The organism is Rahnella sp. RcJ3, assembly GCF_009498575.1.
Classification (GTDB): Bacteria; Pseudomonadota; Gammaproteobacteria; order Enterobacterales; family Enterobacteriaceae; genus Rahnella; species Rahnella aceris.
Map to the genome: position 1 here is coordinate 255,085 of NZ_QSNX01000004.1, position 22,992 is coordinate 278,076.

At 51.1% G+C, this 22,992-nt stretch carries 17 protein-coding genes; 8 read left to right on the forward strand and 9 right to left on the reverse strand.

Annotated features, from left to right (window positions below; genetic code table 11):
* Positions 1-486 precede the first annotated feature (486 nt).
* Positions 487-1,431 carry an AEC family transporter gene (locus tag DXU84_RS07630; protein ID WP_153375296.1) on the forward strand — a complete coding sequence of 315 codons (945 nt, stop codon included), beginning with the start codon at positions 487-489 and terminating at the stop codon, positions 1,429-1,431.
* Between the two features lie 76 nt (positions 1,432-1,507).
* Here the strand turns inward: DXU84_RS07630 and fumA are convergent, their stop codons facing one another.
* A complete protein-coding gene (fumA, locus tag DXU84_RS07635) occupies positions 1,508-3,154 on the reverse strand; it encodes a class I fumarate hydratase FumA (protein WP_013578285.1) in 1,647 nt (548 codons plus the stop codon).
* A 190-nt stretch (positions 3,155-3,344) separates the two neighbouring features.
* Positions 3,345-4,856 (reverse strand): anion permease, encoded by a 1,512-nt coding sequence (locus DXU84_RS07640; RefSeq protein WP_013578286.1) that lies wholly within the window; start codon positions 4,854-4,856, stop codon positions 3,345-3,347.
* A 748-nt stretch (positions 4,857-5,604) separates the two neighbouring features.
* Here DXU84_RS07640 and DXU84_RS07645 point away from each other — a divergent pair.
* Together DXU84_RS07645 and DXU84_RS07650 are read left to right on the forward strand one after the other, a co-directional pair.
* Complete coding sequence (locus DXU84_RS07645) at positions 5,605-8,382, forward strand: flavocytochrome c (RefSeq protein ID WP_153375298.1); 2,778 nt, start codon at positions 5,605-5,607, stop codon at positions 8,380-8,382.
* Between the two features lie 24 nt (positions 8,383-8,406).
* Complete coding sequence (locus DXU84_RS07650; protein WP_153375300.1) at positions 8,407-9,369, forward strand: FAD:protein FMN transferase; 963 nt, start codon at positions 8,407-8,409, stop codon at positions 9,367-9,369.
* Here the strand turns inward: DXU84_RS07650 and dcuR are convergent.
* The 3 genes from dcuR to DXU84_RS07665 all read right to left on the reverse strand — a co-directional run bounded on the left by dcuR (position 9,363) and on the right by DXU84_RS07665 (position 12,255).
* A complete protein-coding gene (dcuR, locus tag DXU84_RS07655) occupies positions 9,363-10,082 on the reverse strand; it encodes a two-component system response regulator DcuR (RefSeq protein WP_014416701.1) in 720 nt (239 codons plus the stop codon). The two genes, DXU84_RS07650 and dcuR, sit on opposite strands and share 7 nt — an antisense overlap.
* On the reverse strand, positions 10,079-11,698 hold the full coding sequence (locus DXU84_RS07660; protein ID WP_037032932.1) for a sensor histidine kinase: 1,620 nt from the start codon (positions 11,696-11,698) through the stop codon (positions 10,079-10,081). The genes dcuR and DXU84_RS07660 overlap by 4 nt, the downstream gene beginning before the upstream one ends.
* A 239-nt stretch (positions 11,699-11,937) precedes the next feature.
* Entirely contained in the window at positions 11,938-12,255 is a 318-nt protein-coding gene (locus tag DXU84_RS07665) for an RcnB family protein (protein ID WP_013578291.1), read from the reverse strand.
* A 329-nt stretch (positions 12,256-12,584) separates the two neighbouring features.
* Here DXU84_RS07665 and DXU84_RS07670 point away from each other — a divergent pair, with 329 nt between their 5' ends.
* Positions 12,585-13,490 carry an SDR family oxidoreductase gene (locus DXU84_RS07670; RefSeq protein ID WP_153375302.1) on the forward strand — a complete coding sequence of 302 codons (906 nt, stop codon included), beginning with the start codon at positions 12,585-12,587 and terminating at the stop codon, positions 13,488-13,490.
* Between the two features lie 314 nt (positions 13,491-13,804).
* A complete protein-coding gene (locus DXU84_RS07675; protein WP_013578293.1) occupies positions 13,805-14,026 on the forward strand; it encodes a hypothetical protein in 222 nt (73 codons plus the stop codon).
* Between the two features lie 205 nt (positions 14,027-14,231).
* On the opposite strand, the gene DXU84_RS07680 is transcribed toward DXU84_RS07675, so the two are convergent.
* Complete coding sequence (locus DXU84_RS07680) at positions 14,232-15,140, reverse strand: MurR/RpiR family transcriptional regulator (protein ID WP_013578295.1); 909 nt, start codon at positions 15,138-15,140, stop codon at positions 14,232-14,234.
* A 343-nt stretch (positions 15,141-15,483) separates the two neighbouring features.
* Here DXU84_RS07680 and DXU84_RS07685 point away from each other — a divergent pair, with 343 nt between their 5' ends.
* The 3 genes from DXU84_RS07685 (at position 15,484) to DXU84_RS07695 (ending at position 20,559) form a co-directional block, all read left to right on the forward strand.
* Positions 15,484-17,613 carry a TonB-dependent siderophore receptor gene (locus DXU84_RS07685; protein ID WP_153375304.1) on the forward strand — a complete coding sequence of 710 codons (2,130 nt, stop codon included), beginning with the start codon at positions 15,484-15,486 and terminating at the stop codon, positions 17,611-17,613.
* Between the two features lie 37 nt (positions 17,614-17,650).
* Positions 17,651-18,742, forward strand: a complete 1,092-nt coding sequence (locus tag DXU84_RS07690) for an ABC transporter substrate-binding protein (protein ID WP_013578297.1) — start codon at positions 17,651-17,653, stop codon at positions 18,740-18,742.
* A gap of 263 nt (positions 18,743-19,005) precedes the next feature.
* Positions 19,006-20,559, forward strand: a complete 1,554-nt coding sequence (locus DXU84_RS07695) for a peptide MFS transporter (RefSeq protein WP_112151382.1) — start codon at positions 19,006-19,008, stop codon at positions 20,557-20,559.
* 71 nt (positions 20,560-20,630) lie between these two features.
* On the opposite strand, the gene arsC is transcribed toward DXU84_RS07695, so the two are convergent.
* The 3 genes from arsC to DXU84_RS07710 are packed head-to-tail and all read right to left on the reverse strand — an operon-like array spanning position 20,631 to position 22,768.
* Positions 20,631-21,062 carry a glutaredoxin-dependent arsenate reductase gene (gene arsC, locus DXU84_RS07700; RefSeq protein ID WP_153375307.1) on the reverse strand — a complete coding sequence of 144 codons (432 nt, stop codon included), beginning with the start codon at positions 21,060-21,062 and terminating at the stop codon, positions 20,631-20,633.
* A gap of 51 nt (positions 21,063-21,113) precedes the next feature.
* Positions 21,114-22,403, reverse strand: coding sequence for an arsenic transporter (locus DXU84_RS07705; protein WP_013578300.1), 1,290 nt, complete (start codon positions 22,401-22,403; stop codon positions 21,114-21,116).
* A gap of 44 nt (positions 22,404-22,447) precedes the next feature.
* Positions 22,448-22,768 (reverse strand): metalloregulator ArsR/SmtB family transcription factor, encoded by a 321-nt coding sequence (locus DXU84_RS07710; protein ID WP_013578301.1) that lies wholly within the window; start codon positions 22,766-22,768, stop codon positions 22,448-22,450.
* Between the last annotated feature and the right edge of the window lie 224 nt (positions 22,769-22,992).

Sequence of the window (22,992 nt, forward strand, 5' to 3'; positions counted from 1 at the left end):
CTTAGAACATTTGAACTCAGTTAATTTCCGGTACGTTATTTCCCGTTGCCGGATCCCTCACAGTAAAATCCTATAACCGGTCGAATTAGTGTATGAACTACCAAAATAAAACCAATGGCCATAGCAGCCTGAATAAGATGATTGTTTATTATTTGTTTTTTATAACACGACACAGGCACTGATTCCGGTTACTTAAATTACAAAAACGTTTTAATACTTTTTTAGTGATGAGTTCTGCATAATGTTTTTGAATGTTTCCGGATGGTTCAAGTTGAGTAAATACATTATATGATATTTAAGTGAAATTAATGGTTTAATTATAACTCATTGTATTTGATGTGATTTGTTATTAAGTAATTATTGTTATTATTGCCATAAAGGCAGATGTGACACGGGTCACAATGATGTCTGGTTTTAAATAATATAACTAACCGCCATTTTGTTCCTTCAATTATCTCATCAACAATAATAAAGAAAGGTCATATTATGCCGACATTACTCTTATCCTCATTATTTCCTTTAGTGTTTATTATGGTATTAGGCTGGCTGAGCGGAAAACTGGGTTATATGAAACGTGACGATGCTACGGTATTAGCCACGGTAGTGATCCGTTTCGCGCTGCCATTACATCTTTTTATCGGTGCATTACATACTGATCCGGCCAAGATTCAGAATTTATCGTTTATGGCAGTGTTGGTGATTGGCCTGATGGGCTCTTATTTGTTGACGTTGTGCATCTCGCGCTGGTTTTTCCGCCATGACATCAAAACCAGCGCCATTCAGTCGCTGGTTTGCGCGTTCCCGGATATGGCTTACTTTGGCGCGCCTGTACTGGCGGTGCTTATCGGGCCGGAAGGTTTTCTGGGGGTGCTGGTCGGTAATCTTATCACCAGCGTGCTGATGATCCCGCTGACGATTGTGTTGATCCGCATGGGTGACAAAAACAGCGATTTGGCTCAACAGGGCAGCCTCGGCAAGATGATCCTGAATAATCTGTTCAAAGCCGTACGCAATCCGATTGTCTGGATCCCGGTGCTGGGTGTGGCGATGAGTCTGGCTGGCATTAAAATTCCGGAACTGGTGTCCTCGTCGGTGGAAATGATGGGTAAAACCGCAGGCGGGATTTCTCTGTTCGCGCTGGGTCTGTTGTTCTTCGGCGAGCGCCCGACGCTGAATATTCATACGGTCACTAACATCGGCATGAAAAATCTGATCCAGCCCGCGATTATGGCCGCTGCCGGTCTGGCATTTGGGCTGAGCCATACGCTGATGCAGCAGGTGGTGATCATCGGCGCAACGCCTTCCGCCATTGCTGCAGGTATGTTCGCCGTGCGCAGCGACACCTATGTGGAATCTGCGTCTTCCTCAATACTCATCGGCACTGCACTGGGCATAGTGACAGAAGGTCTCGTGATTTACATGATGTCGTAAATGCGCTGATTTGCGACATGTTACCCATAAAAAAGGCCCGCCATTTCTGGCAGGCCTTTTGTCTTTCAGCAGGCGTTTATTTCACACACTTCGCGCAGGTATTTGCATGAATTTGCTGGAAGAAATCGTTGCCTTTGTCATCCACCAGAATGAATGCCGGGAAGTTTTCGACTTCGATTTTCCAGATGGCTTCCATTCCTAATTCAGGATATTCCACGCATTCCAGGCTCTTGATGCTTTGCTGCGCCAGCACCGCTGCCGGGCCACCGATGCTGCCGAGATAGAAACCGCCGTGTTTATGGCAGGCGTCGGTCACCTGCTGGCTGCGGTTACCTTTGGCCAGCATGATCATGCTGCCGCCGTTGGATTGCAGAAGATCCACGTAAGAATCCATGCGTCCTGCGGTGGTCGGGCCGAGAGAACCAGAAGCGTATCCTTCCGGGGTTTTCGCCGGGCCTGCGTAGTAGATCGGGTGATCTTTGATGTATTGCGGCAAGCCTTCGCCGTTATCCAGACGCTCTTTCAGTTTGGCGTGTGCGATGTCACGGCCAACGATAATCGTACCGCTCAGGGAAAGACGGGTAGATACCGGATATTCAGAAAGTTGCGCCAGGATTTCAGGCATCGGACGATTCAGGTCAACTTTCACCACCCCCGCTTCGCCTTGCTCACGCAGGGCCTCAGGGATGTACTGGCCCGGATTGTCTTCCAGTTTTTCGATCCAGATACCGTCACGATTGATTTTGGCTTTGATATTACGGTCTGCGGAGCAGGAAACGCCCATCCCGACCGGACAGGATGCACCGTGACGCGGCAGACGTACTACGCGGATATCGTGGGCAAAGTATTTGCCACCGAACTGCGCGCCGAGACCAAGATTGTTGGCTTCCACCAGCAGTTCCTGTTCCAGATTGACGTCGCGGAATGCCTGACCGTGTTCGTTACCTTCCGTTGGCAGACCGTCATAGTAATGGGTGGACGCCAGTTTTACGGTTTTCAGCGTTGCTTCAGCAGACGTACCGCCAATCACGAACGCGATATGGTACGGCGGACAGGCTGCCGTGCCCAGCGTGCGCATTTTCTCAACCAGGTAATCTTTCAGCTTCGCCGGGGTAATCAGCGCTTTGGTTTCCTGATACAGGTAGGTTTTGTTGGCCGAACCGCCGCCTTTGGCGATGCACAGGAATTTGTACTCGTCACCATCGACACTGTAGAGGTCGATTTGTGCAGGCAGATTGGTGCCGGTGTTTACCTCTTTGTACATATCCAGTGCGGCATTCTGGGAATAGCGCAGGTTATCCTCGATGAAGGTGTTATACACCCCCTGAGACAGGCTGGCTTCGTCGCCGCCGCCGGTCCAGACTCGCTGCCCTTTTTTACCCATGATGATTGCGGTGCCGGTGTCCTGACAGGTCGGCAGAATGCCTTTGGCCGCAATTTCAGAATTACGCAGGAATTGCAGCGCAACGTATTTGTCGTTTTCGCTGGATTCCGGGTCATGAAGAATGGAAGCCACTTGTTGCTGATGCGCCGGGCGCAGCATGAAAGAGGCATCGTGGAACGCCTGTTGCGCCAGAAGCGTTAACGCCTGCGGTTCCACTTTTAACACTTCTTCGCCGTCGAAGGTGCTGACGGAGACATGTTCTTTGGTCAGCAGATAATATTCGGTGTCATCTTTGGAAACGGGGAAGGGATTTTGATAATAGAACGGTTTGTTCGACATTGTTTTCTCACTTTTTCCGTTTTTGTCGCCACGGGTGGGACTGTTGATGCGGTATAGCAGGGGTGTTCGGGGCGACGTTTATATTCGTTCTGTATGTTGCCAGCCAAATACACAGGCTGGCAACGGGGTTTATATGTTTTCTTTCAGTAAATGCTCTGTTAATGCTTTGTGGGTGATTTTATCGCCACAATCAGAACATCATCATCATCCACGGATAACCGATGACCAGTAAGGCAATCAGGAAGATGGCTCCGAAGATAGTGCCGAGACGCCAGTAATCTTTGGTTGGCAGATAACCGCTGCCGTAATAAATCGGGCTTGGGCCGGTACCGTAAGGTGTGATGATCCCCATAACACCCAGAGACGTCACCATCAGCAAACAGAATACCTGCATGTTAATGCCAGGGATTGCCGCGCCGATGGTCAGCATAGCCGGTAACAGGGCGGTGGTGTGCGCCGTGGTGCTGGCGAAAAGGTAATGCAGCAGGTAGAACGCCAGCAGCAGGGCAATTGTCGCCGCGCCCGGGGAGATACCGCCCATCAGTGCTGCGCCTTCTTTACCCAGCCAGGCGATGAAACCGGTGCGGGATAAGCCGTCAGCCAGTGCTACCAGCGTGGCGAACCAGGCGAAGGTATTCCAGGCCGGTTTGTTGCTGGTGATGTCGTTCCAGTTCAGAACGCCGGTCCACAGCATCAGTACCACGACCAGCAAAGCAGCCATGGCCGGTTCGATAAAGCTCGCAGCGAAAATCCACATCGCCAGCGCGCAGCAGACGAACACCAGCAGCAGGATTTCGTGACGGGACATTCTGCCCAGTTTTGCCAGCTCAGCGGTTGCCCAGCGCGGCACTTCGTCATTGATTTTCACTTCCGGCGGGTAGAACCAGTACGCCAGCAGCGGCATAGTCAACAGAAGCAGCAGACCGACCGGCAGGAAGGCGATGAACCAGGTGCCCCACGAAATGTTGATACCGGTTACGCTGTTCACGATACCCAGCGCCAGCAGGTTAGGCGCCAGTGCAGAGAGAAACATCGAACTGGTGATACAGGCTGCGGTGATCGCCACCCACATCAGGTAAGAACCGATTTTACGTGCGCTCGGGTCGTTCGGTTTTGAGCCATACAACGGCGGCAGATTGGCAATGATCGGGTAGATCGTGCCGCCGCTGCGCGCGGTGTTGGACGGTGTGAAGGGTGCCAGTAACAGATCAGCAAAGGTGATGGCATAACCGAGCGTCAGGCTGCGGCGGCCAAGATATTTCACCAGAATCAGCGCCAGACGGCGGCCGAACTGGGTTTTATCGTAGCCGGCGGCAAACATGAACGCGCCGAAGATTAACCATACCGTGGAGTTGCCAAAACCACTGACCGCCCATTTGAAGGACTGTGCTGCGGTTTTGAATTTAGGATCCGCCAGCTCAGCCGGGCTGAAAAGCAACCACTGGCTGAAAAGGGCGATGACCACCACACCGGTTAAGCCGATAACGGCCCCCGGCAATGGCTCGAAGATCAGACCGATAATGACGCCCACAAAGATGGCGAAGAAGTGCCAGGCATGAGGTTCCAGACCGGCAGGTACAGGAACGAGCAGCAACAGCACGGACACCAGCACGGGAAGTACCATAAAGATCCAGCGATTTTTTTTGCCGGATTCGGCTTTTTTCGCTGGTTCTTTCACCGCAGTTTTTGATATTTCGCTCATAATATTTATCTTAGGTAGTTAGGAATATTGTGATGATGCATAGGTAAGATGTCGTTTGGTTTTTTTAGTTACTTAATCTTTTTTTTAATTATTCAATAGTGGCATGTTAATTGCCTCGTTATTGTTATTTTTGTTAAGTGCTTACTATTCCCCGTAAGAGGGAGGAAATGTTTATATAATGCGTTTTCCCTATTTTTAACTGTTGATCTTGATCAACAAAATACGGTGCTGAATTCTTTTTTAAATCGTATGAAACCGTTATGCAGAGCCTGCCTGATTAATTAAAGGGCAATTTGTGACGGGGGTATCTTTCGGGGTAACGGAAAGCAAAAAATGGAGTAGGGCAAAATGAGAGTCATTCACAGCCACACTCCCTCATCAGGCGATCTGCCACCTCTTGCCAGCGGGCGGGTTCCGTGATCTGCCGAAGGGAAAAGCCCGGAGGATGTAATAATCATCTCATCAGTTAAATACAAATAAGATTGTAGTTTGCATTAATGTGATTATTTAATTTAATAGTTAACATAATTTTAATATAACAGGTGTTAAGTTAATAGATAAATAGTTAATTAACTAATGTAATAAGTTTTGGAAGTAAAAATAAACTTATATTAATAGCATGACATCGGCATTGAAATAAAAACAACGAATAATAAATCAATACTCCACTGCGCTTATCTCAAATAGCTCAAATAGCGCGCCGATAACGAATTCAGAATTTAAAACCTTAAAGTTTGGAGTAATTATTATGAGCACCAACCACCTGTTATTAAGTCCGTTCACTCTGCCCAATGGTACTGAGTTGAAAAACCGCATTCTGATGGCGCCAATGACCACCTGCACCGGCTTTTACGACGGCACCGTCACCAGCGAGCTGGTTGAATATTACCGCGCCCGTGCCGGCAGCATCGGCACCGTGATTGTTGAATGCTGTTTTGTCGATGATAAAGGTCTGGCATTCCCCGGCGCTATCGGTATCGATAACGACAGCAAAATCGACGGTCTGGCAAAAATCGCCGCAGCCGTGAAATCTCAGGGCTCAAAAGCCCTTTTGCAGATTTATCACGGTGGCCGCATGAGCGAGCCAAAACTGATTGGTGGCCAGCAGCCGGTCGCGCCAAGCGCACTGGCGGCACCACGTGACGGTGCGGCCACACCGGTGGCACTGACGGCAGATGAAGTTGACGGCATGATCACCAAATTCGGTGAAGGCGTGCGTCGTGCGATTGAAGCCGGTTTTGACGGCGTGGAAATCCACGGCGCGAACACCTATCTGATCCAGCAATTCTTCTCGCCGAATTCCAACCAGCGTGACGACAAATGGGGCGGCAGCCGCGAAAACCGCGCCCGCTTCCCGCTGGCTGTTCTCGATATCACCCATGAGATGGCGAAGAAATACGCCGATTCTTCTTTCATCATCGGTTATCGTTTCTCACCAGAAGAGCTGGAAGAACCGGGGATCCGTTTTGCCGACACAATGTATCTGCTGGAACAGCTTGCTGCCCGCGGGCTGGATTACCTGCATTTCTCCCTCGGTTACTCGCTGCGGCCTTCCATTGTTGATACCACTGATCCAACGCCACTGATCGACAAATATGTCGCGATGCGTTCCGACACACTGGCCAAAATTCCGGTGATGGGCGTGGGCGGTATCGTGAATAAATCCGATGCGGAAATGGCGCTTGAACACGGCTATGACATGATCGCCATCGGTAAAGCCTGCATCGCTTATCCGGACTGGACTGACCGTATCGCAGCCGATCAGAAACTCGACCTGTTTATTGACAGCACACAACGCGAAGCCCTGACCATTCCTGAACCGCTGTGGCGTTTCTCGCTGGTGGACGCGATGATCCGCGACATGAGCATGACCTCGAAAAAATTCAAAGCCGGTGTGTTCCGGGAAAAAGTGCAGGATCCTGCGCATGAACTGGCTGTTAACGTCAGTCTGGAAACCGACCGCATTACGGATATCGCGCTGGAAGCGGGCGCGGACACGGATGTGGAATTCACCACCAGCTTTGAAATTATCCGCAGCCGTATTCTCGACGCTAACAGCCCGCACGTCGATGCGGTGACCGGCGCAACCGAGCAAAGTGAAGCGGTGAAAAAAGCCGTCTCCAAAGCTATCGCCAAATCCTGCAAAGCGCAGTTGCTGGAAGAGGGCGGCAGCCTGAATGAACCACAAAACTACGACGTTGTGGTCGTCGGCAGCGGCGGTGCCGGTCTGGCGGCAGCGATTCAGGCCTGTGACGAAGGGGCGAAAGTCCTGATCGTCGAGAAAATGTCGACCATCGGCGGTAACACCATTAAAGCATCGGTCGGTATGAATGCCGCGGAAACCCGTTATCAGCGCCTGAAAGGTATCGAAGACAGCAAAGAGCTGTTCTATCAGGAAACCCTGAAAGGCGGTCAGTTCAAAAACAATACTGTGCTGCTGAAAGAGTTCATCGAACGTGCGCCGCAGGCGGTGGAATGGCTGGCCGATCACCATATTGAACTGAGCGACATCACCATTACCGGCGGGATGAGCATCGACCGCACGCACCGTCCGGCGGACCGCAGTGCAGTGGGCGGCTTCCTGATCAGCGGTCTGGTGAAGAATCTTAACAAACGTAATATCGACGTGATGCTCGATACGTCGGTCACTGAAATCCGTTATGCCGATGGTGCGGTACAGGGCGTGCAGTTGCTCAATGACGACAATGAAGTGCTGATGATTAATGCCAAAAGCGTGATCGTCGCCACCGGTGGTTTCAGCGCCAACCGCGAAATGGTGGTGAAATATCGCCCTGAACTGGACGGTTTCGTGACCACCAACCACAAAGGCGCCACCGGTAGCGGCATCGCCATTCTGCAGAATATTGGCGCAGGCACGGTGGATATGGGCGAAATTCAGATCCACCCTACGGTTGAACAAACCACGTCTTATCTGATTTCGGAGGCCATTCGTGGCGGCGGGGCGATTCTGGTCAGTCAGGCGGGAAAACGCTTCTTCAACGAAATGGAAACCCGCGACAAAGTATCGGCGAACATCATCGCGTTGCCGGAGAAATTTGCTTACGTGGTGTTTGACGAGCAGGTGCGCCTGAACAATAAAGCGGCTGATGAATACATTGCGAAAGGGTTTGTTATCAGCGGCAGTTCACCACGTGATCTGGCGGCGAAACTGGAAATGAACTCCGATGCCTTCCTGGCAACGCTGGAAAGTTACAACGTCGCCGTGGATAAACAGTACGACACGGAGTTTGGCCGTAAAACTGCGCTGCGCCACCCGATCAATCAGGGGCCGTTCTATGCTATCCGTATCGCACCCGGCGTGCATCACACCATGGGTGGCGTAACCATCAACACCGAAACCTGCGTGCTGGACGCGCAGCAACAGGTGCTCGGCGGCGCATTTGCGGCGGGTGAAGTGGTTGGCGGTATCCACGGCGGCAACCGTATCGGCGGTAATGCCGTTGCAGATATCATTATCTTCGGTATCCTTGCAGGGCAAAACGCCGCGAAATTCGCGATGCGGTAACCGTTTATCACGCAGGGTATTACAATGACGCCAGACGATCGTGTTTATGCTTATTCCGCTGTTTTGATGGGTTCGCCCATTCTTCTCAAGCTGTTTGAACATAACGAAAGTCTGGCGTCTGGCGTTTTCAGGTTGATCAAATTGCAGGAAAACACCTTCACGGTGAACCGCGCGCACTCCGATATTATGGCGATTAACCATGCCGCAGGACGTGACCCTGTCACCGTCAGCGAACCGGTCTATGCATTAATCCGCCGTGCGAAAGCCATCAGTTGCCTGCCGGACAGCCATTTTAATTTCACCATCGGCCCGCTGGTCAAGCGCTGGAAAATCGGCTTCAACGGTCACACCATCCCGGCTGCACAGGATATCAAGACATTGCTGGCGCTGACCGATCCTGAAGACGTGATCCTTGATGAACAAACCCGTTCGGTGTTTCTGCAAAAAGCCGGCATGGAAATCGACCTCGGGGCGATTGCCAAAGGTTATATCGCCGATGTTGTGCGGGATTACCTGCGGGAACAACAGGTTGAGAACGCATTAATCAATCTGGGCGGTAACGTACAAACGCTGGGTTCCGGTGCGGAAGGGACATGGGCGATTGGGCTGAAAAAACCGTTTTCGGACCCGGACGCGCTGATCGGTGTGATCAACGTCATCGGCAAATCGGTGGTGACGTCCGGTATTTACGAGCGTTATTTCGAACTGGACGGGCACTGTTATCATCATATCCTTGACCCGAAAACCGGTTATCCGCTGGATAACGAACTGCTCAGCGTGACCATTATTTCTGAGGATTCAATAGACGGGGATATCTGGACAACATTGCTGTACGGGATGGGCGTGGAGAAGAGTCTGGCATATATGTCGCAGATTCCGCACATCGAGGCGATTTTCGTCACCCGCGACGGGCGGATTATCTTGTCATCTCAGCGGCAGTTTACCTTCATGCCACTGGATGACCGTTATCGTCTGGTGACTTACTGACAGTACTGCTTCAGCAACGAGTAGTGATCGGCCTGCAGACGGTAACGATATACCGGCCGGCCCGTGACGCCGTAATGAATGCTGGTGAACAAAATGTTCATCTGTGCCAGCCAGATCAGGTATTTACGACAAGACACCCGCGAAATATTCACGGACGTTGCCAGTTCATCCGTGGAAAATTCCATTGTCGGATGGGCATCAATCCACTGACACAATGTGCGTAATGTCTGCAGCGTTAAGCCTTTCGGCAACTTTTTGGTGTCCGCCGCCGCAGTATTGTTGCCGTGGATCAGCCGGTCAACGTCTGACTGTTCGTAATACTGCTGATTATCCATCAGTGTTTTCTTCTGCTGCCAGCCGGTCAGTGCTTCCTCAAAACGGGAAAACTGGAACGGTTTGATCAGATAATCCACCACGCCATAATTAAGCGATTTTTTGATGGTTTCTGCATCTGCAGCCGAAGAAATGACAATGACGTCGACAGGCCGTCGGGCGTTACGCAGTTCAGGCAGCAAATCCAGCCCGTTATCCTGCTGCATATAGACGTCGAGCAAAATCAGATCGATAGACAGTTCTGAATTCAGTACCAGATCTTTCGCCTGTTGCAGCGTCGACGCGGTGCCGCAGCACGCGAAGCCGTCAATCTGGCCGACATAGCATCGGTTCAGCTCTGCCACCATGGCATCATCATCAACTATCAGTACATTGATCAAGAATTTGTCCTCTCGGCATCCCAGGGAAGTTGTACAAAAAATTGAGTGTAAACATCAGGTTCCGATTCTACAGTAATCGTTCCGCCGAGGCTTTCCACTTGCTGTTTAGCAAGAAAAAGTCCCATGCCCCGCTGATCGCCTTTCGACGACACACCCTTTTCGAATATTGCGTCAATATTTTCCGGCTGAATGCCCGGCCCGTCATCACTGACGATGCAGGCCAGCGAACCATTCTGATAGTGCAGCAAGACGCTGACTTCACCATCAGGCTGATCGCCAAGCGCATCCAGCGCATTTTCAATCAGATTGCCCAGCACGGTAATCAGTGCTGCCACCTGATCTTCATTATTATTATCCGGCAGCAGACTGTCATCGCTGAGCGTTAACAGATGCCGGGTGTCCGATGCGCGGTTCATCTTGCTGAGCAGGAAACCGGCAATTACCGGAGACTTTATTTTCAGCAACAGTGAACCGATTTCCGCCTGATAGTTATTGGCCGTTTTGAGAATGTAATCCTCAAGCTGAGCATAACTTTTCATGTGCAGTAATCCGAGGATCACATGCAGTTTGTTCATGAATTCATGCGAACGTTCACGCAACGAATCTGCATAGTTTACCATGCCGCTCAGGCGCTGCATTAACTGGCTGACTTCGGTTTTATCCCTGAATGTACATATCGCGCCAATGATGACGCCGTTGTTGCGTACCGGTACGGTGTTGCTCAGCAGCAAACGCCCCTTGAAGTTGATTTCTTCGTCACGGCGCGGCACGCCGGTATTGAGCACATCGCGAAGGTTGGCGATAAGTGGCAGGGAATCGGCGTCCGGCGTTACGTCGATGGCGGTTTCACGGAAAGTCTGCCGCGCCGTCTGGTTGATCAGCGTGACATGCGCCTGATCGTCGACGGCTATCACCCCTTCTTTGATCGACTGCAGCATCGCCTGACGTTGTTCAAACAGCGTCGAAATTTCATAAGGTTCCAGCCCGAACAAAATACGTTTGAGCAATTTCACCAGACAGTAAGTGCCCAGCGCGCCGACCATCAGGCCGAAAAGCACCGTCCACAGAATACTCCAGCGACTTTTATTGATTTGCTCCGTGACTTTGACCAGCGAAATCCCGATGGCAACCACACCGATTTGCTTGTGGTGGTCATCATAGACCGGCGTGAATACGCGCAGCGCTTTGTCGAGCGTACCTTTGTTGATGGAGACATTTTCGTTGCCGAGCAGCGCCGGATTAATGTCATCGCCGATAAAATGATGACTGATCACATCCGCATTCGGATGCGAATAACGGATGCCATCCATATTGGTGACCACAATAAAGAGCAGGTCATTACGTTTTTGCACTGCGCTGGCGATGGGCTGAATAATATTACTGTCAGGGGGCAGCAGCAGAGCGCGTTTTGTTTCGGGCAAATCTGCCATGGTTCTGGCGACGGCCAGGGCCTTTTCTTTCACACCATCACGGGTGGTGTCGCTCACCTGAACAAAATAGAGCATATGGACAACCAGCAAAACAGACGCAATCACGGCGCTTATCATCAGGCTGACTGACGTGCTGAGTTTCATGGGGTGCTTGCGCACGGAATGGCGTTGCTGCGAGTCGCTCATGGGAGCCCCGGAGAGAATAGAGCCAAATGCTCATTGATAATTTTGATGGTTCGCGTTGTTCATCCGGTGGTATGGCGTAGAACTCTGCGTGAACCATCCCTGTTCACGCATAATGATATGTTTATTTGCTTGATACTTCCGCTATTTATTACTTTCGAAAGTGCGATTTACGGTGCGGGAACCTCAATAAAAAAGGCCCGAATCTCTTCAGGCCTTATCTTTGCAATCCTGATGACAGATTACTGGAAGTAAATATCGCCGTTTTCGGCTTTGAGGATCTTCCCGTCGGTGTCGGTGATCAGCGCGTAGCTACCGCCGATGTAAGTCCAGTGGCTGCCCGCATCGGGTGCAGGCAGGTGACGTTCCTGCCAGCCGACGATTTCATAGGGTTTGGTGCGGTACAGCGCAGGCACCTGATCGCCGATGGAATACAATTTGGAATCATCGTAGAACGATTTGATTTCATGTGAGTTTGACGCGGCAAATGCCGTGTTAGCCAGAGGTAACAACGATGAAACAACCAGGGCTGATAACATAACAATTTTAGAATGACGCATAGATTATCCCGTTAAAACCATCAACTTAATGCCTGCCTCGGTGATATGCCGCCAGTCCGTTGTATGAGCAGTAAAGCCGAAGCCTGTGCTTTTTCTGTAGGGCAGGATAATAACGAGAAAGTGAGCGCAGGCTGGGAGGTTTTTTTGTGTCGAAATGCAAATGGCGCAACAGCCAGCCCGGACATGATGACATTTAAGGCTGTGCCGTTGCTGATATGACTTCAGAACCGTCCGATGATTTCAACCAGCCTGTCTGTATGTTCTATGGTTAAGGTTCATTCATTTTCTACATGCGTTTTGTAGATTCATTTTAAAAATAAGGAGTGTTTATGAACAACAAAACAATCCCGACTTCCCTGAATGAACCTCACGTTGATGCGTATCCGACGCCGCCGTTTGAGCATCAGAAGCAGCCGTTTCCGGGGCTGGCCAGCAAAATGCACCCGGTACCCGATCATGGCGAAAAAACCTACAAAGGCAGTGCCCGGCTGGAAGGCCGTAAAGCGCTGATCACTGGCGGTGACTCCGGCATTGGTCGTGCGGTGGCGATTGCCTTCGCCCGCGAAGGTGCGCAGGTCGCCATTAATTATCTGCCGGAAGAAGAGCCCGATGCCAAAGAAGTGGTCGATCTGTTATGGGCCGAAGGGCGGAAAGTGATCGCCATTCCGGGCGATATCCGTGACGAGAAATTCTGCCAGCAACTGGTGAAAGAAGCCGAAGAGAAACTCGGCGGGCTGGATCTGCTGGTCAATAACGCCGGTCGTCAGCAGTTCTGTGATTCGATTAAGGATCTGACCACTGAAGCGTTTGACGCCACGTTCAAAACTAACGTGTATGCGATGTTCTGGATAACCAAAGCGGCGCTGGAATTCATTCCTCGCGGCGGTTCGATCATTAATACCACCTCCGTGCAGGCGTTTTTACCGAGCGATAACTTGCTCGATTATTCATCAACCAAAGCCTCGATCATGGCCTTCACCAAAGGGCTGGCTAAACAGCTCGCGGAGGATGGCATCCGCGTGAACGGCGTTGCACCGGGGCCATACTGGACGCCGTTGCAGATTTCAGGCGGTCAGCCGCAGGAAAAAATCGAGTCGTTTGGTGAGCAGGCTCCCCTGAAACGTCCGGGGCAACCTGCGGAAATCGCCGCGATATACGTGACGCTGGCCTCAAATGACAACAGCTATTCCTCAGGACAAATCTGGTGTTCTGATGGGGGAACCGGCACGGTATAAGCCGCCTTCAGCAACGCCAAAGCCCGTCATTGACGGGCTTTTTTATTCAGACATTTTCCCGTGCATTGGTACGTCATAAATAATTACGTTGCTAATTAATTCGGCATAACCCTTCATCTTTACTCATCTTTTACAGGTACCAGATAACCACTGCTTTTATTCTTCGTGTCTGTGTGATTGCCCGCGCTCTGCATGCGGGCTTTTTTTTGCCTTAAAATGCTTTGATAGATATCGATTTCATAATAAGCAATCAGATTATTCCAATTATGCTATATTTGAAGGAATCATTTTCTTTTTTGTGCAGAGTGCATCACATGCCGGATATCAAAATTGTTTGCGAGCAATGCGGGGCAGATCGTTTCATCGCCGCAGTGAACTCGCCCCTGGCAGAGACCGTACATTCTCTGATTTGTGCCGTTTGCCAACACCCGGTGCGGGTGGAAGAAGTTGTTATCTTCAGGGACGGTATGTACATCAGTGGTTCCTATGACACTTTCCTGACCGAACCTGGCAAATTGCATAATTTTATTCTCTGAATATTCAGCGTTCGTTTTGCCTTACTGGCAATAAACATTGAAGCGCAAACAGACAAAGATATCACCATGATTAATGCCAGCCCGCCCAGTTGTCCCCGGCCCATGCCTGCTCCTGCAAATAACGACGAGATAAACAGCAGGACTGGTGTCCGGTGTTTCCCCGTTACCATTTTTAGTGCCAGTTCAGTATCACAGGTCGTCGGGCCTACACGCCGTCCTGCAACTTTCTGATTTTATTCGCGGATTTCAGAGACTGATTGAGATCCTGAATGCGCTTCATGGTTTTCAGGGTCCGCGATGCGGTAGCCGAGGCAAGGGATAAAATCAGCATTTCCAGACAGACCAGTACCGTGCCATGGAGCGGCATGCGGCCATTTTCACCACCGCGCGGAACATTGATGACAATATCAGCTTGCTTTGCAAAAAAAGAATCACTGGCGTTGGTCAGTAAAATGAGAGGGATATTCAGACGCTTTGCTTCCTGTATTGCCGTTCTGCCCTCACGATGAGCACTTTTCTGCGCCATCATGATCAGGACATCGCCGCGTTGCAGGTTTATGAGCTGTTCCGCCAGCGCAATGCCTGAGCGGTTAAGTGATACTGCCGGAATGCCAATCCGGCTAAAAAGCCGTGTGCTGTAGTCCGCTAAAATGCCTGAAGCGTTCAGACCAAACACCGCCACCTGGCGCGCATTAATCAGCAGCGCGATAGCTTCAGAAATGGCCTGCCGGTTAGCGGGCTCCGCCAGCGTATCGCAGGCACGTTTATGCCCGTCGAGAACGAAGTTGATACCCGAATTGATATCGCTGGCCAGTTCGCTGACCGTCGTGCTCATCTTCTCTTCCGAGTTCACCGCCGTACCAAACCAGGCTTCCAGCGTCTTTTTCATGTCGCGTAATCCGGCGAAACCGAGTGCCTGAACGGCGCGTACTACAGTGGCATCCGAAACTTCTGTCGCGGCTGCAATATCCATTGCCGTGGCTTCCAGCGCCGATTCACGGTTGTTGTGGATATAAGACACCACCGCCTGCAAGCCGGGAGACAGTGAGGGCGCCCGGGCGCGGTAGCGTTCACCGAAAACATCAATACGTCTTTTTACCGGAATGGCAGCCATGTAATTTTACCGATCCTTTTAGTTTTGAAAGGCTTACCGGTGAATGCAAAGCATTCACACTGTGGGTTTATTTTAACAATGTAGCGTTTTTAGCAGCAAAAATATTCAAATTCTTCTGTGCTGAACCGGAACCCTATGCGCCTGAAACGTCAGGTTTCAATAAAAGTTATTTAAAAACAGTTTGTTAAGTTCTGCTGAAAGCAAGATGCCTGCCGTAAAGTCATGATTTCTTCCTGTAGCAAAATTCTGAAACATATCATTTACTACTACATATCTGCATGTTGGAATGATTATCAATTGCATTACGGGGAAGTGCGTTATATTTAACACCGGGTTGATTGAAATGAATAATAAAAAACTGTTTGATTTTAAAAGAAAAGGCCATCCGGCGATTCTTGCTGCTATTTATGGCGTTGCGATGCTGGCGCCTGTTACAGGGTATTCAGCCGCAGACAGCGACACGCTGACCATCACCGGAAATGAGGCGAATGATCAGGGATACAGCGCAGGCACCAGTTCTGTTGCCAGTAAAACGCCCACACCGCGCCTTAACGAGGCACAATCGGTCAGCGTCGTGACCCGACAACAACTTGACGATTATCAGGCCACAAGTCTTTCTGATGCGATGCGTTTTGTCAGCGGTGTCAGTGAGGGGAATACGCTCGCGGGCACGGAAGATGGATTTGTCCGGCGTGGTTTTGGTTCCAACTCTGATGGGTCCATTTATCGCGACGGCGTCCGCAGCAGTCAGGGTCTCAATTTTGATGCCACCACCGAGCGGGTTGAAGTGCTGAAAGGTTCCGCGTCATTACTCTACGGGATCCAAAACCCCGGGGGTGTCATCAACCTGGTCAGTAAAAAACCGCAGTATGACTGGCACACCAAAGTCAGCGGACGTTACGCCAGTGAAGGTGGCGGAGCAGGGACAGTGGATGTCACCGGCCCGCTGGGTAATGGTTTTGCTTTTCGCATGATTGCGGAAAAACAGGATCAGGATTACTGGCGTAATTTTGGCAGTGATAAACACACCCTGATTTCGCCTTCGCTGCAGTGGTACGGCGAAAAGGCCAGTTTCCTGATCAGCTATTCTGATTACCGCTACGACATTCCATACGATCGCGGAACCGCTTTTATTAACGGTAAACCGATCGATATCGGCTATAAGGACCGGCTGGATGACAAGTCAAACCGCGCCTGGGGTCATAATAAAACGCTGAACGCCCATTATGACTGGCAGTTCAGCGATGACTGGAGCACCCGCCTGACGCTGGGATGGAACCAGCGCCGCTACAATAATGACGAAGTCAGGGTGACAGCGGTTAACGCGACAACCGGCGCCGTGACGCGCAGGGCGGATGCCAATCGCGGTTTTAATCACAAGACCAAATATGTTTCCTGGGATCTGCTGGGTTCACAGGACATTCTGGGTATGAATCATGATCTTGTGCTGGGCACTGATTATGAGATGAACCAGACTTATCGTGCACATCAATACCAGGGCAAAGCCAACAGCAGCTTTAACTTTATGGATCCGCAATACGACATTCTCTCCCCGGTCGCCGACAGCACGACTGAGAATACGGCTAACGGCAATAACCTGAACCGGATACACAGTCGTTCGGTGTATGCCAAAGACAGCATTTCACTGACACCGGACTGGATTGCGGTGCTTGGCGGCCGTTATCAACATTATGAGCAACGAGCCTCAAAAGGCTTTGATCCCGTCGTTCAGACGCTTGATTCCGAAGGGAATAAGTTTTTACCTCAGGTCGGTCTGATTTATAAAGTCACGCCAGAGGTGTCTCTTTACAGCAGCGTCAGCAAATCCTTTACGCCCTCAACGGATGTAGACGATGACGGCAACGTAGGAAAACCTGAACAGGGCACTACCTGGGAAGTGGGCAGTAAATGGCAGATTACGCCACGCATGTTTGCCAGCGTGGCGCTGTACCGTATCGATGAGCGGGACATGTCACTGAGCATTAACGGCGAAACACGCGCCATTGATAAAGCACGCTCCAGCGGGGCGGAATTTGAGCTGAATGGTGAGATCCTTCCTGACTGGGAAGTCAGTGCCAATTACAGCTATGACAAAGCCGAAATTGTGGATGATGGTGAAAACTCTGCGAATAACGGCAACCGTTTGCAGAATGCGCCGCGCCATTCGGGCGCGCTCTATCTGAGCCATAATCTGGTGATTAACGGCCTGCCGGGTGATTTCCGTGTCGGCGGCGGGGCGCGTTATGTCGGCACCCGTGCGGGAGACCCGGAGAACAGTTTCACGTTACCTGATTATGTTGTGGCTGACAGTTTTGTTGCGTGGAACAACCGTCTGTTCGGGGAGAAGACGCAGCTGAAACTCAACCTGAATAACCTGTTTAACAAACATTATTACACGTCCAGCGGCGGTAACCTGCGCGTGCGCGAAGGTGAAACCCGTAATCTTATGGTGCAGGCAAGTGTTGAATTCTGATCTGCGGTTGACTCCGCGAGCGCGTAGATATTCTGTTATGACTGTGCTGTTTATGTTGTTGCTGACGGGCTTTGGCGTACAGGCCCGCACAGTGATCGATATCGACGGTAATCATGTGGACATTCCCGATAATCCGCAACGTATCGTGCTGGGCGAAAGCCGGATGCTTTATACGCTGGCCCTTCTGGAAACGGGTGATCCTGTCAGACGGATTGTCGGCTGGCCACTCGATCTGAAGAAGTATGACAGCCAGACCTGGGACATTTTTGCGCAGCGTTTTCCGCATATATTGACGATTCCGTCGCTGGGGTTGGGGGGAACAAATGATATGAACCCTGAAAAGGTGCTGGCGCTGAAACCAGATCTGGTGATCCTGCCCAGCCTTGCGCGCTATGACGATGCCGATTTGCGTCTTAAAGAAATGCTCAACGCTGCGCATATCCCGATAGTGAAAATCGATCTTCGTGTCCATCTGCTGAAAAATACTACGCGCAGTGTGAGTATTCTGGGCGAGGTGCTTAACCAGACTGCACGCGCCCAGGCATTTAATCACTTTTACGATACTCATATGCAGGTTATCCATGATCGTCTGGCCGCTTATTCCGGCCACAAACCGACGGTGCTGCTTCAGTTACATCTTGGACGTCGCAATGAATGTTGCGTGACTGCCGTGAAAGGCAGTCTTGGTGAACTGCTGAATTTTGCCGGAGGGGATAATATCGCCAGCAAAACGGTGCAGGGCGTCTTTGGCCAGCTGAATGAAGAAACGGTTATCATGGCGCAACCTGAGGTTTATTTCGCCACGGGTGCAGGTTCTCCTGATGATCAGAATGATTTGAAACTGGGGCCCGCCATATCACCGGAAATGGCACAACAAAGTCTGCGGGAACTGACTGCCAGGCAGAATGGATTGCGTGAACTTAAAGCGTTGCATAACGGCCGCACCGGGATGATATGGCATAATTTCTACCTCAGCCCGTGGCATGTTGCCGCGACCGAGTTCATGGCAAAAACCCTTTATCCTGATGTGTTTGCGGATATCGAACCTGAGCAGACATTAAAACAGATCTTTCATGACTACCTGCCAATCCCCTATACCGGCACATATTTTGCCAACGGCAGCCGGTGAAGGGGCGTTGTTCTGAATGCATATTTTATCCTGAGGGGCTTTTTTCTTCGTAAATTCACCTGCCATGTCCGGTTTTCTGCCGCTATAAAATCTGTAAAAGTGGACATTAGTCGACTTTTCCTCTAAAACTTCTGCGGTTAATGCCAGACAATACCGGTATTCGGCAATCAAATAATAAGCGCTGAATGCTTAAGAGCGGCTGCAAGACAGCCGCCGGGCAAGGGTATTCACAACGATTACGACAGACTTTCTCTGGAGAATTTATGCATTCCTCTGTTAATAAAAACGAAAGCCGGACCTTCTTCGGCCATCCTTATCCGCTCGGCTCATTGTTCTTCACTGAAATGTGGGAGCGGTTCTCGTTTTATGGCATCCGTCCTTTACTGATCCTGTTTATGGCGGCGACGGTTTACGACGGCGGTATGGGGCTTGCGCGTGAAAACGCATCAGCTATCGTCGGTATATTTGCTGGCTGTATGTATCTGGCGGCGCTGCCGGGCGGCTGGCTGGCAGATAACTGGCTCGGGCAGCAGAGGGCGGTCTGGTACGGATCGATTCTGATTGCGCTCGGCCACCTGTCGATTGCGCTTTCCGCTTTCATGGGCGACAGCCTGTTCTTTATCGGCCTGATGTTTATTGTTCTCGGCTCCGGCCTGTTCAAAACGTGCATCTCGGTCATGGTGGGCACGCTGTATAAAAAAGGTGATGCGCGTCGTGATGGCGGTTTCTCACTGTTTTATATGGGCATTAACATGGGGTCGTTTATCGCGCCGCTGATTTCCGGCTGGCTGATAAAAACGCATGGCTGGCATTGGGGCTTTGGTATCGGGGGGATCGGTATGCTGGTGGCGCTGATTATCTTCCGTCTGTACGCCGTGCCGGCCATGAAACGTTACGACAGCGAAGTGGGACTGGATTCCACCTGGAACAGTCCGGTTGCTAAGAAAAACGGTGTAGGTGTCTGGCTGCTGGCGCTGGCCGCCGGTGTGGCAATCATCGTTGCGCTGATCTCGCAGGGCGTGATCGTCATTAACCCGGTTGCCGTCGCCAGCGTGCTGGTGTATGTGATTGCGGCGTCCGTTGCGCTCTATTTTATCTATCTGTTCCTGTTTGCCGGACTGAACCGGAAAGAGCGCGCCCGACTGCTGGTGTGCTTTATTTTGCTGGTCTCGGCTGCTTTCTTCTGGTCTGCGTTTGAGCAGAAGCCGACCTCGTTCAACCTGTTCGCCAACGACTACACCAACCGCATGATCGGTGATTTTGAAATTCCTGCCGTCTGGTTCCAGTCCATCAATGCGTTGTTTATCATCCTGCTGGCACCGATATTCAGCTGGGCATGGCCGTTGCTGGCGCGTAAAAACGTGCGCCCGAGCAGCATCACCAAGTTCATCATTGGCATTTTATGTGCGGCGGCGGGCTTCGGGATCATGATGATGGCTGCCCAGAACGTGCTGAACAGCGGCGGGGCAGGCGTATCGCCATTATGGCTGGTGGGCAGCATTCTGATGCTGACGCTCGGTGAGCTGTGCCTGAGTCCGATTGGTCTGGCGACCATGACGCTGCTGGCGCCGGAAAGAATGCGCGGTCAGATGATGGGCCTGTGGTTCTGTGCCAGTGCGCTGGGGAATCTGGCGGCCGGTTTGATTGGCGGACACGTAAAAGCCGATCAACTGGATATGTTGCCTGACCTGTTCGCCCGTTGCTCCATTGCGTTGCTGATCTGCGCTGCGGTGCTGTTCGTCCTGATCATTCCGGTTCGCAGAATGCTGGAAAACGCTCAGTCTAAGACAGAACAAAAACCGGTGTCACATGCCTGATGGCGGGTAAGGTGTTTGTCGAATACCGCTAAGAATCAATAAGGCCGGTCTGATGACCGGCCTTATTTTTTTTAGATTTTCGTTATACGTTTGCCGTTTTCATCAATAACTGCTTCACCGTCTTCCTTGGTGAACGCGCCACGTTGCGCATCAGGCAAGATCGCTAATACCTCCTCAGAAGGGCGGCATAACCGGGTGCCCAGCGGCGTGACAACCACCGGCCGGTTGATCAGAATCGGGTACTGCAACATGAAGTCGATCAGTTGATCGTCGCTGAAATGATTGTCTGCCAGTTTTAATTGCTCATACGGCTCGACATTTTTGCGTAACAAGGCCCGCACGGGAATACCCATATCCGCAATCAGTTTTACCAGTTCTTCACGGGCCGGTGGGGTTTCAAGATAAAAAATCACGGTGGGCTCAGCGCCGCTGTTGCGGATCAGCTCAAGGGTATTGCGCGATGTACCACAGGTCGGGTTGTGATAAATAGTGATATTGCTCATCAGGAGGTTCTCTTTTTCAATCTTAGTGTGAGGTCAGGCGTTAAACATCCGTTACAGCGCCACAGACAACCGCAGCGCTAAAGCTGCCAGCGTGACAAACAGCACAGGCAGAGTCATGACAATACCCACCCGGAAGTAATATCCCCAGGTAATCGTCATATTCTTCTGTGACAACACATGCAACCATAACAGTGTTGCCAGGCTGCCAATCGGGGTGATTTTTGGCCCCAGATCGCTGCCGATCACGTTGGCATAAATCATCGCCTCTTTAATGACTCCCGTGGCTGTGCTGCCATCAATCGACAGCGCCCCGATCAGCACGGTCGGCATATTGTTCATGATGGAAGAGAGGAAGGCGGTGATAAAGCCGGTTCCCAGCGTAGAGGCCCATAAACCCTGTTCTGCCAGCTGATTCAGCACGGCAGACAGGGCGTGCGTCAGCCCGGCATTACGTAAACCATAAACCACCAGATACATACCCAGCGAGAAAATGACGATTTGCCACGGCGCGCCGCGCAGCACTTTGCCGGTATTAATGATGTGACCTTTCCTGGCGATAATATAAAGGATCAGTGCGCCGACAGCGGCGACCAGGCTGACCGGTACGCCGAGGGGTTCAAGACCAAAGAAACCCGCCAGCAGAAGGATCAGAACCAGCCAGCCTGCTTTGAAGGTGCTGGCATCGCGGACAGCCTCAGCGGGCTGTTTCAGCAGAGAAATATCGTAAACCGGCGGGATGTCTTTGCGGAAAAACAGGTGCAGCATGACCAGTGTTGTCGCAATGGCTGCCAGATTAACCGGGCCCATGACGGACGCATATTCCGTGAATCCCAGGTTGAAGAAATCAGCTGAGACAATATTCACCAGATTTGAGACGATCAGCGGCAGGCTGGCAACATCCGCGATAAACCCGGCTGCCATGACAAAGGCTAATGTCGCGCCGCGACTGAAACCCAGAGCCAGCAGCATCGCCATGACAATCGGCGTCAGAATCAGTGCGGCACCATCATTGGCGAACAGGGCAGCGACCATCGCGCCCAGTAAAATAATCCAGGTAAATAACAGACGCCCGCGTCCGTTTCCCCAGCGTGCAACATGCAGTGCCGCCCACTCGAAGAAACCCGATTCATCCAGCAGCAGGCTGATAATGATAACGGCAATAAAAGTGGCCGTTGCGTTCCAGACTATTTGCCAGACAACCGGAATATCACCCGGATGAACGACACCCGTCAGTAATGCCAGACCCGCACCCAGCATGGCGCTCCAGCCAATGCCCAGCCCGCGGGGCTGCCAGATAACCAGAATCAGGGTGAGTAAAAAAATAGTACCTGCCAGCAACATGATCGACTCCGTACATATTTGTTATAGTGAATGTGTTTATGGTTTTAACATGAAACCGGTGACTTATTATTCAGCTTGCGGCGTATATTTTCGCGGTCACAGTTCCATGCAGAATCGATAATCGCCGCTGACCATGCAGGCATTTGTGGTGAGAGGCGGTAATGTACCCATTTTCCTTCCCGGCGGTCTGTGACCAGTCCGGCTTCACGTAACAGCGCGATGTGACGGGAGATCTTGGGTTGTGATTCCGCTGTTGCGGCACAGATATCGCAAACGCAAAGTTCTCCTGATTCCCTGAGAAGCATCACAATAGTCGAGCGTGTTTCGTCGGCAAGCAGTTTAAAAAGCTGCGCAGGCTGTAACATATCGAGTCCCGTTGTGGAGTAATAAAACATATGCTAATCCATATATGATGGCTTTCAAAGCACAGATTTCAGAAATGAACTCAGGGAAATATGGCGCCTGCTTTCGGTGCGCATAATCATGATTATGTTAAATACAATATCAGATTCCAGAAATCGAAATCCTGGCAGGTTTGCGGATTGCGCTGACGTCAGCGCTAAGTGCATGAGTGATTGACTTTAATTTC

Bases quoted from the DNA above. Each gene is read 5' to 3' on its own strand.
- DXU84_RS07630 (WP_153375296.1), top strand. From the start codon at position 487: ATGCCGACATTACTCTTATCCTCATTATTTCCTTTAGTGTTTATTATG.
- fumA (WP_013578285.1), bottom strand. From the start codon at position 3,154: ATGTCGAACAAACCGTTCTATTATCAAAATCCCTTCCCCGTTTCCAAA.
- DXU84_RS07640 (WP_013578286.1), bottom strand. From the start codon at position 4,856: ATGAGCGAAATATCAAAAACTGCGGTGAAAGAACCAGCGAAAAAAGCC.
- DXU84_RS07645 (WP_153375298.1), top strand. From the start codon at position 5,605: ATGAGCACCAACCACCTGTTATTAAGTCCGTTCACTCTGCCCAATGGT.
- DXU84_RS07650 (WP_153375300.1), top strand. From the start codon at position 8,407: ATGACGCCAGACGATCGTGTTTATGCTTATTCCGCTGTTTTGATGGGT.
- DXU84_RS07660 (WP_037032932.1), bottom strand. From the start codon at position 11,698: ATGAGCGACTCGCAGCAACGCCATTCCGTGCGCAAGCACCCCATGAAA.
- DXU84_RS07665 (WP_013578291.1), bottom strand. From the start codon at position 12,255: ATGCGTCATTCTAAAATTGTTATGTTATCAGCCCTGGTTGTTTCATCG.
- DXU84_RS07670 (WP_153375302.1), top strand. From the start codon at position 12,585: ATGAACAACAAAACAATCCCGACTTCCCTGAATGAACCTCACGTTGAT.
- DXU84_RS07675 (WP_013578293.1), top strand. From the start codon at position 13,805: ATGCCGGATATCAAAATTGTTTGCGAGCAATGCGGGGCAGATCGTTTC.
- DXU84_RS07680 (WP_013578295.1), bottom strand. From the start codon at position 15,140: ATGGCTGCCATTCCGGTAAAAAGACGTATTGATGTTTTCGGTGAACGC.
- DXU84_RS07685 (WP_153375304.1), top strand. From the start codon at position 15,484: ATGAATAATAAAAAACTGTTTGATTTTAAAAGAAAAGGCCATCCGGCG.
- DXU84_RS07690 (WP_013578297.1), top strand. From the start codon at position 17,651: ATGACTGTGCTGTTTATGTTGTTGCTGACGGGCTTTGGCGTACAGGCC.
- DXU84_RS07695 (WP_112151382.1), top strand. From the start codon at position 19,006: ATGCATTCCTCTGTTAATAAAAACGAAAGCCGGACCTTCTTCGGCCAT.
- arsC (WP_153375307.1), bottom strand. From the start codon at position 21,062: ATGAGCAATATCACTATTTATCACAACCCGACCTGTGGTACATCGCGC.
- DXU84_RS07705 (WP_013578300.1), bottom strand. From the start codon at position 22,403: ATGTTGCTGGCAGGTACTATTTTTTTACTCACCCTGATTCTGGTTATC.
- DXU84_RS07710 (WP_013578301.1), bottom strand. From the start codon at position 22,768: ATGTTACAGCCTGCGCAGCTTTTTAAACTGCTTGCCGACGAAACACGC.